Annotated in this window: 10 protein-coding genes; 5 read left to right on the top strand and 5 right to left on the bottom strand. The window is 41.6% G+C overall.

Annotated elements, in window-relative coordinates:
• The first annotated feature begins 100 nt into the window (after positions 1 to 100).
• Positions 101 to 1,150: a DUF1646 domain-containing protein gene (locus M1381_00520; GenBank protein ID MCL4477572.1), complete on the top strand. Its 1,050-nt coding sequence runs from the start codon at positions 101 to 103 to the stop codon at positions 1,148 to 1,150.
• 44 nt (positions 1,151 to 1,194) lie between these two features.
• Here M1381_00520 and M1381_00525 read toward each other — a convergent pair whose 3' ends face one another.
• From M1381_00525 to M1381_00545, 5 genes are all read right to left on the bottom strand, one after another.
• The gene (locus M1381_00525; GenBank protein MCL4477573.1) at positions 1,195 to 2,157 is read right to left on the bottom strand and encodes a thioredoxin domain-containing protein; all 963 of its coding nucleotides are present in this window, start codon (positions 2,155 to 2,157) and stop codon (positions 1,195 to 1,197) included.
• Positions 2,158 to 2,170: 13 nt separating this feature from the next.
• A complete protein-coding gene (locus M1381_00530; GenBank protein MCL4477574.1) occupies positions 2,171 to 5,143 on the bottom strand; it encodes a penicillin acylase family protein in 2,973 nt (990 codons plus the stop codon).
• A gap of 131 nt (positions 5,144 to 5,274) precedes the next feature.
• Positions 5,275 to 6,519, bottom strand: a complete 1,245-nt coding sequence (locus tag M1381_00535) for a hypothetical protein (protein MCL4477575.1) — start codon at positions 6,517 to 6,519, stop codon at positions 5,275 to 5,277.
• Positions 6,520 to 6,633: 114 nt separating this feature from the next.
• Positions 6,634 to 8,604, bottom strand: a complete 1,971-nt coding sequence (locus M1381_00540; GenBank protein ID MCL4477576.1) for an alpha/beta hydrolase — start codon at positions 8,602 to 8,604, stop codon at positions 6,634 to 6,636.
• Positions 8,605 to 8,615: 11 nt separating this feature from the next.
• On the bottom strand, positions 8,616 to 9,389 hold the full coding sequence (locus M1381_00545) for an enoyl-ACP reductase (protein MCL4477577.1): 774 nt from the start codon (positions 9,387 to 9,389) through the stop codon (positions 8,616 to 8,618).
• Between the two features lie 118 nt (positions 9,390 to 9,507).
• On the opposite strand from M1381_00545, the gene M1381_00550 reads away from it, so the two are divergent.
• The 4 genes from M1381_00550 (at position 9,508) to M1381_00565 (ending at position 12,725) form a co-directional block, all read left to right on the top strand.
• Positions 9,508 to 10,788, top strand: a complete 1,281-nt coding sequence (locus M1381_00550; protein MCL4477578.1) for a hypothetical protein — start codon at positions 9,508 to 9,510, stop codon at positions 10,786 to 10,788.
• A 2-nt stretch (positions 10,789 to 10,790) separates the two neighbouring features.
• On the top strand, positions 10,791 to 11,090 hold the full coding sequence (locus tag M1381_00555) for a metal-sulfur cluster assembly factor (GenBank protein MCL4477579.1): 300 nt from the start codon (positions 10,791 to 10,793) through the stop codon (positions 11,088 to 11,090).
• Positions 11,091 to 11,092: 2 nt separating this feature from the next.
• On the top strand, positions 11,093 to 11,893 hold the full coding sequence (locus M1381_00560) for a DUF2249 domain-containing protein (GenBank protein MCL4477580.1): 801 nt from the start codon (positions 11,093 to 11,095) through the stop codon (positions 11,891 to 11,893).
• A gap of 127 nt (positions 11,894 to 12,020) precedes the next feature.
• Positions 12,021 to 12,725 carry an MBL fold metallo-hydrolase gene (locus M1381_00565; GenBank protein ID MCL4477581.1) on the top strand — a complete coding sequence of 235 codons (705 nt, stop codon included), beginning with the start codon at positions 12,021 to 12,023 and terminating at the stop codon, positions 12,723 to 12,725.
• Positions 12,726 to 12,841: the final 116 nt, after the last annotated feature.

Raw genomic sequence — 12,841 nt, forward strand, 5'->3', positions numbered from 1 at the left:
TGAATCGCACGGAACAGGCGGAGCGCAGTGTTAAACTAATAAGCAGGCTTCCCTATTGCATTGTTCGGATTAAGCGGTATTATCTTTAAAATTAAAAAAGATGATTACATATATTCTTTTGTTGATATTATTTTTTATATTGTTCCTTCCTTTGTTCCTGAAGAGGATTGAGAGGAATATCGAGGTATTTTTCTTTGTCATGGCAATCATGACTTTAACTCTTTCTCACATCTTTGGCACTGAGCCAGCATTCAGCCTTAAGCTTGTATGGACCTCCATTATTGCCCCTGTAAAACTCGTAATTGCAACACTGGTATTTGGATTACTTTTTAAGATGTACAGGAAACCTTTAGAAAAAGAGATCCTTTACATAGAAAGATCGATCGGGACAAGATTTTTTTCGGCATTGCTCATATTGTTTCTCGGCTTGGTCTCGAGTGTAATAACGGCAATAATCGCAGCACTGATACTCTCGGAAGTTATAACAATACTCGGACTTGATAAAAAATACGAGAGCGGACTCGTGATACTTGCATGCTTTTCTATCGGTATGGGTGCTGCCCTTACACCGATAGGAGAGCCTTTATCAACAATCGCCATAGTAAAGATCAAAGGAACGGTTAACAATACCGATCTTTTTTTTCTGATAAAACTCCTGGGGCCATACGTCTTTTCCGGTTTGATCCTGGTTTCAACGGCTGGATTCCTTTTAAAAGGAAAAAAGGTAAAAAAGAGCAACAGCTTAACAGAAGATTTCCCCGAGACCTTTAAAGATACAGCAATAAGGGCACTGAAGGTTTATGTCTTTGTTATGTCTCTTGTACTGCTCGGCGACGGATTTAAACCGCTTGTGAAAAATCACATCTCAAAACTGTCGGGTCCATTACTTTACTGGATCAACATGCTGTCCGCTGTTGTCGATAATGCCACCCTTGCAGCAGCAGAACTTGGTCCTCACCTGTCACTGCCGCAAATAAGGGGCATACTCATGGGCCTCATAATATCAGGCGGTATGCTCATACCGGGTAACATTCCCAATATCATTGCTGCCGGGAAGCTCAAGATATCAATCAGGACATGGGCAAAAATAGGGATACCGATGGGACTTATTTTGATGAGTTTGTATTATGTTATGTTGTTTATAAAATAGGGGCGTATTTTAATACGCCCCTATTGATCTCGAATAGTTGAACCTTATTTTTCTGCTAAAATCTCGTTTATTGTATTAGCAAATTGCGTCTCAGGCTGGGCACCCTGTATAATCCTGCCATTTATTACGAATGTCGGTGTTGAACTAACTCCAACATTAGCGGCCTCTTTCATGTCTCTATCTACCAGGGGTTTTGTTTCCTGCTTATTAAGGCATGTTTGAAATTTACCCACATTAAGCTTTGCGGCCTTTGCATATCCTGTTAGCTTTGCCTTAACATTATCCGGCGTTATAGAGCCCTGTTCCTTAAATAGGTGGTTATAAAAATACCAGAATGCATTATTGTTTTGAACATAAGCACATTCTGAACCAATAGCTGCCGTCATTGCCCACGGGTGCATGGGTAATGGGAACTGTTTATACAAAATCCTTATTTTCCCATGAAATTTCTTAAGAAGATCCTCTACAGTTGAATAAGCCCTTCCACAGAATGGACATTCGAAATCAGAATATTCAACTATCGTAACCTTTGCATTTGCCGGGCCCTGTGCGGGTGAATCATGCAGATTGATCTTGCTCCATGCAGCTTTAAATGGATTTTCATTAATGTTGAAAACCCTTCCGACAAACAGGTATTTGTTGTCCTTCGATAGATACATTTCCTGTGACTGAGTTCTTCCTCCGGCTGAAATCTCTACATCAATCTTATCAAAGCCCTTTATATTTGACGGTTTTATATCCTTAACCAGAATATTTACGTTGGACGGTATGTTAAAAGCCTTTCTAAGATATGAGCCTATCTTACCCTGTATACCCGTTTGATGCTCTTCTTTGACCGGTTGAATAGCAGGAGACTGGTTAGCCGATCCCTGTGCCTGTTTGGTATTTTGAGTAACTTGCTGTGCAGCCTGTGGCGATGCAGCTTTTGAAGCAGCAGGCTCCTTTTTTGTGCATCCTGCACTCACTGCTAAGAACACGGCAGCTAATATGATCAATCTGTTTTTCATTTATTTTCTCCTTTTATTTAATATTCATAGGCTTATATGTGAAAGATTTGAAAAGATCAACCTGATCCCCAAAATTAGGTCCTACAGTGCCCATGCCTGTGGCAGGATCAAATGTGATAAATCCATTCTCACCTGGTGCAACTACATTTTCTCCAAATATCGGATTTGTAAGGTTAATAATCTGCATGTAGGTACTTCTGTTCTGCGATGGGACAGTCCCGAAGTTTGTCGGGTTAACTGCATTACTTGTTAAGAATATAGCCGCTGTCTGAGCAAGGCTGTCAATAGCATCAAAGTCGAGATCGTTGACAGGTATATAACCCCATGTAGTTGGATCAGAGGCACTGAAATTTGCAGGGAAATTTGCACCGTTTGCGTGTCCTTGTGATAGTTGATCCATGGCAAGCTGAAGTGCATAGATGATTATGTGATCCCTGTCCTTCGGTATGCCTGCCGGTAGACTGGCAAATGCATAGTAGCCTCCTTGTGTAAAATGTCCTCCAGTGGTTGGGCCTGTAAGATAATTTGCTTTGGTTGTCCCAGTAAAGTTCAAAGGCACGCCTGTATTGGGCTCATCAAATATATGGAGAAGCATGCTATGGGTAGTTTCACCGAGGATTCCACCCATCATGTTGCTAAACATCACCTGCTGTATCTCTTGAAACCACTTTGCAAAGATCATTGCGCCCGGCTGTCCTATAACAGGGCTGTATCCTGGAACACCCGGTGTTATCGAGTAGCCTGCGGGCGTAAATATCTGAGTAGGATCCGTAAAATAGGTGTTCCATTTACTCAAAATATCTACACCCTGAGTAATGAATGTGGAGCTCGTAATTGTTATAAGTGGATCACCGGCAGTCTTCAAAGTATTATAAGCATTCACGATAAATGGGATAAAATATGTCCCTGCTACTGTTACATTGTCATTGATTGTACCCACATCCTTCTCAATATTTTCCATATCAGCTACACTCAGCTTTTTAGGATTGCTCTTTATAAGGAATGCAATCCTGTCTGACCTGAATATCTGGCCCCAGTGTTCGTCCCCGCTATTACCTTCCATTATTACGCCGGGAACATTAAGAGGCTTTGTATTCCAGTTAACCAGATACCCCTGGGCCGGATTTACAGAGTATAGCCAGCTACTGTACGGCACAAACATCTGTCCATTGGGCCATGGTGTCCATTCTGCACTTCCGTCACCAGGAGAAGGCAGCCTGTCATCATAACCCTTAGGGAAATTAGGTTCAAAGCCTGCAGACCAGAATGTAATATTGCCAAGCTGATCCGCATACATAAAGTTGTGTAATGATGCAATCTTTGCAGCAGCATTGCTAAAGTCCTGCCAGTTTTTTGCATCATTCATATCTGCAAATCCTTCAACCGTTGAGAATTCTTTTTTCCAGAAAGCAACCTTGTATGTGTATGCAAGTTGATCAGGTAGATCAAATGAGATTACAGGACCATGATAATGTACCGGGTCAGAATCATTAACCCTGAAAACATTGTAGAGTAAAGGCCCCGGACCTGTCGGATTACCGTTTTGATCAGGGTACATTGCCGGTGCAGACGGGTTTTCCCCTGCATAATGAATTGTATCTACAATCCTGTCCATTGGAACATAAGAACCGTTGTAAAGCACGTTATAATTGCTGTTTGCAGTTTGCGGGTTTGTAAATTGTAAAGCAGAATTATCAAGATGCTCTACATAAATTACAGAGTCCTCAATCTCGCCTGATGTTGTTGTCCATCCATATTTATTTGTCATTCCTATCAGTATAACAGGCTCGCCTGGAATCTTCATGCCGCCTACTGTTATATCCGGACTGTGCAGATACATCTCATCGTCTATATTGGGGTCTGAGAATCCTTCTTGCGGGCCGCCCCACAGCATGGCAGAATCGGTTGTTGACAGGGTTGGAACAACTGCCCATGCGTTACTGCCCTCTGTGAAAAACACCCCGAGATGTTTCTTCATGTCCGTTAATCTCTGGAGATTTCCATAGAAATCATTTATCGCCTTTTGTACAGAGGCCTGCGGAATCTTGGATAAAAATGCATACTGCTTTTGTGCATTTGGATTATCAGAGAACGCACTTAAGTTAAAACTTGTTGGATTTACAGTAATACCCGGTGGTATTTGAGGTGTTGTTTTCATCGGTCCATTCGGCATAATAGCTGTACCGCCAGGTGTATTATCAGGTATCGATATAGGTGCCAACGGATCATTAAGCCATCTTATGTCATCAAATACCCGTGTTGCATAAGTAGTTGACTCGGTAAGGTTCATGCCCTGATTAGTTTGAAACCAGTGTATCAGATAATCCAGATCGCCGAGCTGCTGGAGCTGCCTGCCTCCGCCGGTACCAAAGAAATCAACAAGCAGATCGGCCACTGCAATAACGTCAGCGGGCGTCCACGGCCCTGGTTTAAATATTGTATACTTTCCATCAGGGATAAGCTGATATGTAACGCCGCCAGGTAAACCGTATTGAGAAGTAAGCGATTTTAAATATCCGCCTAACTGGAAGAATTCAAAAGGCACCTTTGAATAAGTAGGGTCGGAATAAATACTCTGTATGTATGCATTGACCCCGTCAACATAGGCAAGTACGGCATTTTTAATCGTTGTATCGGTAATAGCATTGAAAGCAGCCTCTCTTTCAGCTTCTGTATAATAAAGATACTGCCTTAAAGATATATCGTTACCAAGTGCCAATGCACCGAAGATCTCGGCTAATGTCCCATTCCCATCACGACGCATGAACTCCATTTGAACAAGCCTGTCCTGTGCTTCTGCCCATCCGACACCATAAAACAAGGAATAGTCATTCCCTGCATATATGTGTGCTACACCATAACTATCCCTGACGATAGTGGGAAGTGTAGAACTCGAAGATGTCGATTTTGAACAGCCTGTAAAGTACACAGACCCGGTAAAAATTAGTACCAAAGATATTATTATTTTCAGCCATTTTTTTTTCATAATCCCTCCTAATAATTTTTATAGCAAAAGAATATTATCAGGAGCATAAATCAAAGTCAATAAAGTCTGTTTTAAACATAAAAAAAAGGGGCGGTTTAGCCGTCCCTTTTAGTTCATGCCGGTAATTTTATTTATAAGTTACAATCCAATTTAGCTGCTCCGCTACCTTCGCTAACATTAGCACAACCACAATTTGATCCATTTGAGTTCACTGAAAAATCAACTGTAAAAGTGCGGTCCGCTGTAATGGTAAGTGTACCGTTAGCGGGCCATTGACCGCTGCATATTGCATCATTAAAGGTTATATTTCTTAAACCTACACTCACCTTTCCAGAATACGAAGCAGAATTTGTAACAGGTGTTCCACATGTTGATGTAGCAGTGCCTGTTACTATTTGACCAAATGTCCCTGAGCCGTTGATTGTCCTTGTTGTCTGTGATGTTGAACTAATAGTTATTGATGCCTTAGCATAGCTGCCCTGTTTAAACGTTTCGGAGCTGCCATTTGATAATGTGCCTGATATATCTGTTTCATTTCCATCCTCTTTGGAAGACGCAAGCGAATTAGGGCTGCCGGTAAATGAGTCATCTATAGTCATCCAGCCGTTAAATGAACCTGATGCTGTCGTTGTACCTGTTGTGCCGCAGCCAGCATCTATAGGCATATTCGTGACACTCCCGCTGATGTTGAGTGAACCCTTTTCTGTATATGTGATGTTCGTAGTAGCTATGCCGCTGCCATTTACAGATTCCCCACCTTTAAAATTAATCTGTGCAGAACCGCCGTTGGTAAAGTTTTCACCTGCTGACACATCTAATGAGGTGGTGATGCTGACTGTCCCGGATGAGCCGTCATAGCTGCCGTTTACAGAAGCACTGCCGTTAATTGTCATTTGTGTGCCCGTAGACGGATCCGTGCATGGTACACTGTTCCATGTTATTGTGACATATACGGTCCCCGATTGGTTATTGCCTGTTGAATTGTTTACGATACTTGTAGGTGAACACGATGACCCCGATGTTTGTAAAGTCTTTAGATTTGTTAAGACATTTAAAACAGCACCTCTCATTGACTGCGGCTTTACAACGACATTATTAAGATGACTGAACATGTAAGATAGCACCGGTAACTGAGGACCGGAACTTACGACAGATGATACACTTGAAGGCGGCTGGGCATTAACACCATCAAATACCTGTGCTGCTACGCTGCCCACGTTAGAAACTGTAAGGTTCGCATTGGGTAATGAGCTTAACGATGAGCTTACTCCAGTGGTGCTGCTTCCCGAACTTGATGATGAGCCGCAACTCATTCCCATACCGGCTAACCCGATCGCCAATATACCGATTGTTACTAAATTAAATAACTTTTTCATAAATTACCTCCTTTTCTTTATCTTATTTTGTATCATATCAGTTATCTATGATCAAGATCACACAAATGGTTAGTCCGGAGAACGCAATATGGAAATCTGTGAAGTGTGTAATGTCTATGGAATAATCGCAGTGCCTGTGTAAACAAGCGACTGTAAAAAGCCTGAATATTTATACTGTGCTGTTGTATCTGTAAATATGGCAAAATGATCATCATAAGGAAATTGTAAGAGACCTGCTGTAACCTTTTCGAGGTTAGACGCGGTTATATTATCATATACGGGCGGCGTGAATACGGATAATCCTATTATTGAAAGTCCTGTAACAGGCTCTGCAACCGGAGCTATAAGAGGTATACCGGAAGCGACTGCAAGCGCCTCTGCAGTTATAGGCGGTGCATAAACATCAAGCAACCCTTCCGTTAAAACAACATCTTTAGGAGTGCCGTTGGCATATGGATTAAATAAGTAGTGTCCATAATTTATAGGGTCGGTAACCTCAACAAGCATCTGTGCGAGACCTACGATGGGATGGAATGTTGTGATGGCCTGGGTAATCAGAATGCCGAAAAGCATTTCTACAGCCTGCTGAATATCAATGGGGTCTTTTCTATAGATAATGGTTAAAGACAGGTCTCCTCCATCCCCTGATAACACGGCACCTTTTACATCCGGCTCAAGCGCTGCATAGAGTGTGCCTGTAATGCCGCCCTGTGAATGGCCGATAAAGATGATGTTGTTAGTATCAAATGTGATCGGACTTTTAGTTGGTGAAATACCGGATGTAATATAAAGTCCGCCTGTTTTTATAAGCCTTGTTAAAACGAAAGAATCAACAGCAGACTGCCTGAAGTTTGTTCTGCCCTCGTCCGGATTAAAAAAATTAAATGAATAAAGGTCAAGATCGGACAGAGATAATGGCGGATTTACCCTGTTGCCGTGCAACGGTTGATCTATACCAATACATGCAATGCCCCGGCTTGCAAGCATTAAGCCTACACCTCCAGTCTCTTCTATGACACTCATATGGCTCCCTCCGGTTCCATGCGCATAAAGCGCGATGGGCCAGCCGTTCTTAGGCTGGGGTCCTGGAGGAACGGTAAGGCTAAAATCAAGGGACTCCCATCTTTGAATTATAGGTGTCCCGTTTGTATCAAAAGAAAAATCACCGCCTGTTACAGCATAAGGCGGCGTGCCGTACTGAAAATTGGGCGATGTATATGTACCGCCGAATACATTGATGTTTGTGCCTGTCCATGCTTGCCATTCAGGATAATAGCCCATAGTTGATATGCCGAGCCCTGTCAAATTCGACACAAACTGTCTAATCGTCCTCAGGTCTTTTGTGGGATCCTGCGTCGTGAATACGGTTGCAGCACCAATCGAATCAGGGTTGATCTTGTCCCGGATTAAATAATTATAAAGCGGCTTATATACGTTTATAAGCCTTGATAATGCAGGGTCATTGCCTGTCTTCGAAAGCAGTGCCTCTGACATAAGCTGCGGCATTACGATAGAATGATTATTTATGTCCTTTACCTGTGTTGTGAGGATAAGTGCATATTTTGTTGCCCCAAATAATGGAAAGCCATACATGGGAGAAACCTCAAGCGTGTTTGAGGATACATAATCCGTATCCGTAATTTCATAAGACCATATTAAAGGAACACGACTGCCGTATTGTGAGGATGACGGATCGATATTCACGAGGAACATGGATGCATTCTTGCTTAAACTGTCCTTGGGTGTTTGTGGAAGTGTCGATAGGGATATGGAAGAACCTGTGAATCGCATATACATTGGTGCATTTGTCCCGAATCCGACCACCTCTGTCCTTGCAGTTTCAAGGTATTGATTTAAAAGCGGTATTTTAAGAGGATTGGGAAATCCTGTAAGCAAAGGATGACCCTCGGCATCTGTTTCATAATCGTTAGGGAAAGGCATGCTGTAAAAATCCGCTCCACTCGGGTTAAAGTAAACAGTAGTAGGCGTATAGCTTAAGCCATGTTTATTATTAGAACATGCTGTTAACAGTACACACGCAAAAGATAAAATAAGAATTCTTTTTATATAATCAGCGATTGTCATATTGCATCATGTTAAAGTCCTACAATATTATAACCTGCATCAACAAACAGTATTTCGCCTGTTATACCGCTGCTCATAGGAGATAAAAGGAACAGCGCTGCATTCCCGATCTCATCGGGTGTAATATTTCTAGCAAGAGGTGCTTTTTGCGGATAGTACTCAAGGATCTTCGTAAACCCTTTTATGCCTCTTGCGGATAAGGTATTCACAGGTCCTGAAGATATCCCGTTTACCCTTACACCTTTTTTACCGAGATCATAAGCAAGATATCTAATATTACTTTCGAGAGCAGATTTTGCTACAGCCATTACATTATAACCCGGTATAACCTTTTGAGACGCAATATACGTCATTGCAATTATACTGCCTCCTTCTTTCATAAGAGGCAGTAGGGTATTTGTTAAAGAGATAAGGGAATATGCGCTTATATCGAGGGCCGTTATAAAACCGTTCCTTGATGTGTTTAAAAACTCTCCACCAAGCTCTTCTCTCTGTGCGAACGCTATACTGTGAACAAACGCATGGATTTTATCGTGTGTTTTGGTAATCTCATTGTACAGGTTCTTAACCATCTCCTCATTCTGAACATCGCATTCTATAAGCCCCAATGGGCTTAAGCCCTGAACGGCCTCTTCAATCCTGTCCTTAAGAGATTGATGCGCATAAGTAAAAAACAGGTCCATACCTGCCTGACGAAGCTTTTTTGCGATATGCAGGGATATGCTGTATTTGTTTACAACCCCTGTAACAACCCCGACCTTTCCTGTTAGATCTATTGTATACATATTGACTCATGCATCCCATAAATACTAAGTATTGTAAATGATTTTAATACTAATTTATCTGTAACCAATATGATCTTTCTCATACACATTTATTATTGCAGTGTATAGATTTATTTATATGGAGTTAGCAACTGCAAAATCGCCAAAACTGAATATCCCCTTCAGGTACCTGTTTACAGGTACAGGAATACTTATTTTTATATGTTTAATAATTGTATTAAAGCCGGAGGCACTTACACAGAATTATTTCAGGTCCCCGGTGCTTCTGCCGCTCACACATCTGTTGACGCTCGGCTGTATTACAATAACGATCATCGGGGCAATGTTCCAGCTCGTGCCTGTCATAACAGAGAGGCAATTGTACAGCGAGGGCATTGCAAGGGCAGCGTATTATATTTATATCATTAGCATCGCATGGCTTATTTATGCATTCTCTACATTTAATACACCCGCGGTCCCGGCGGGACTGTTAAGTTTGGCAATCTTATTATTCATTGTTGATATGATACTCACATTTACAAATAAGGGAACCGCTGCAGCCCAAAATGGTGTTAAATTAAGACGTGATATCTCGGTTTGGTTTATTGTTACGGCGATCGGATTCCTATTCATCACATTAATTATCGGCTCCATCGCTGCAGCAGGTCTGGACAAACAATTCATTGTCCATCCCATGGCATTGCTGCACATACACATAGCTATTGCAGGAATCGGCTTTGTTACACTTGTGATCATAGGGTTCTCATTCAAACTTGTGCCCATGTTTATACTTTCACACGGCTACGAAGAGACAAAGGCATTGGTAGCCTTTGTTTTGTTTTTATCCGGAATAATCTTGCTTACATTGCATTTTTTCTTACTTCATTCATATACCTTTGTTTACTGGCTCGGCATATTAGCAGGCATAATAATATTTACAGGCATAATATTTTATGTGCTTCAGATGCTGGACATTTACAGGCATCGTGCAAGAAAGCATATTGATCCCGGTATATGGCTTTCGATAACAGCAACAGGCTATCTTATAATAACAGGGGTACTCGGGTTATATATCATTGCATTTAAGCATTCTTTCCGCCTTGATATCGTTTATGCCGTTCTTGGACTCTTTGGATGGGCAGTACTTTACATTATGGGCATGATGCATAAAATAGTCCCTTTCCTGCATTGGTATAATAAGTACAGCTCAAAGATAGGACTTCAAAAGGTGCCCATGACAAAGGATATGATCAATGAAAGGCTCACATGGATACAATTATATCTATCCAATATCGGGCTTATTTTATTGGTCAGCGGGATTCTGACAGGTCTTATCGGTCTTATATTTGCCGGAGGCATTATTTTATTTGTCGATACAATCATATACGGATGGAATATCTTTAATGTAATCAGGAGGTGAGTATGGTAACAAAAGAACAGGTTTACAATGCACTCGAGAATGTTATTGACCCTGAAATAGGGCTTAACCTGGTAGAGCTTGGGTTGATCTATGAGCTGAATATAAACAATGACGAAGTTGATGTCAAAATGACTCTAACCGCAAGGGGATGCCCTCTGCACCTAAGCATACAGGCTGCCGCGGAAAATGTGATAAAGATGATCGACGGTATAAAAGGTGTTCGTGTTGATGTTGTATGGGAACCTCAATGGACGCCCGATAGAATCTCGCCTGAAGCTAAACTCAAACTCGGCATGGAATAATTATGAAGATCACACCTCAAACCAATGTCTTAGAGATGATAAAGGCACATCCGGAACTTGTTGACGTACTCATAAAGTATAATGAACATTTTAAGCTATTGAAAAACCCCATAATGAAAAAGACGTTCGCAAGGCTCGCAACGGTTAAGCATGCTGCAAAGGCTGCAGGTGTTAACCTCCCGGATATGATCAAGGTTTTAAATAATGCCACAGGCGAAACCGTATCGGATAACGACATTGATTCTGTAACAGCGGATACAGAGCCGCTTATCCGCGTAAAAGCACTTGTGGAAGAAAAGCACGCAAAGGTTTATAAGCTTGACGTGCGTGAACTTATGAGAACAGGCGGTGAACCTTTTAATCAGATCATGCAAACCGCTGCAAAGGTAAAGAACAGCGAGGCATTATTGCTTGAGACAATCTTTGAACCTGCCCCGTTGTACGATATGCTTAAAAAAAAGGGTTTTATTCATGAAACAGAGATGCCGGGTAGCGGCCATTATAAAATATGGTTTTATAAGATTGAAAAGGCGGAGCGGCACGAGGAAACACAGGATACAAAAAAGCGGGTATGGACAGAGGATGGCACGGTATACATTGACGTAAAAGGACTTGAACCTCCGCAGCCAATGGCTTTAGTGCTTGAAACACTTGCAAAAACAGAGGCTCATAAAACAGTAATTGTTTTCCATGAAAGGAAGCCTGTGTTCCTTTTACCAAAGCTTGAAGAAAAAGGTTACAAATACGAGATTCAGGAACTCAGTGAGCACGATGTAAGAATCATAATTCATAATCCTGAATAATAGAAAAACCATGGCAACCATTTAACCGCAATGATCAAAATACCCCGCATCTTTCAGAAATGCATAAGTAAAAATTAACGTCTGCAGACAATTGACTGAACCAAAGAATCGTTTTAATATATAATATATGAAGCAACTGAAGGATGATACATATCTGTTAGAGTCAGGTAAGTTTGTGAATATTTATGCAATAGTACAGGGCAAGAACGTTTTGATTATTGACACAGGAACGCCTGGCAAGGCAGACAATATGCTCAAAGAGCTTGCGGGAATAGGTATCAAACCTTCCGACGTTAAAGCCGTAATAATAACCCATGCCCATCCAGATCATACAGGTTCATGCGCCGCACTCATAGATAAGACACGCGCAAAACTCTATGTACATAAGGACGACCTTGATGTTCTCGTGGGTAAATCCGGGCCTCCCAGACCGCGATATCTCTTAGAAAAGCTTTCTGCATTTATGATCAAGCATGTATGGAAATATAAACCGCCGCTTGATGCAATACCTGTGGATGAGGATTCCAGCATAAGTGGTTTTGATGGACTTAAAATTATACATACACCCGGGCATACACCCGGCTCCATATCTGTTCTTTATGAAAGGACCGGTACACTCTTCTGCGGTGATGCAATAAACAAAAGGTCAGACAAACTTACCGGCCCGATTAAATACTTTACCGTCGATGCAGATCAGGCATGGCATTCTGTAGGGAAAATCGCTGCTTTGAACTTTAATAGCCTATGTCCCGGACATGGCAATTGGCTCTATCAAGATGCACAGCAAAAGGTCCATGACCTGCTTACAAATAATAAACCCGATCAACCCTAAGATGCATCAAAAAATAATGGGGTTTATGTGACGAATGATTGGTTTGTCATTCCCACGAAAGCAGGAATCCAGTGGGAGCATGTTTGCGAGGATATATAATTTTGAATTAAATCTAT

The organism is Deltaproteobacteria bacterium, from assembly GCA_023382265.1.
Classification (GTDB): domain Bacteria; phylum JAMCPX01; class JAMCPX01; order JAMCPX01; family JAMCPX01; genus JAMCPX01.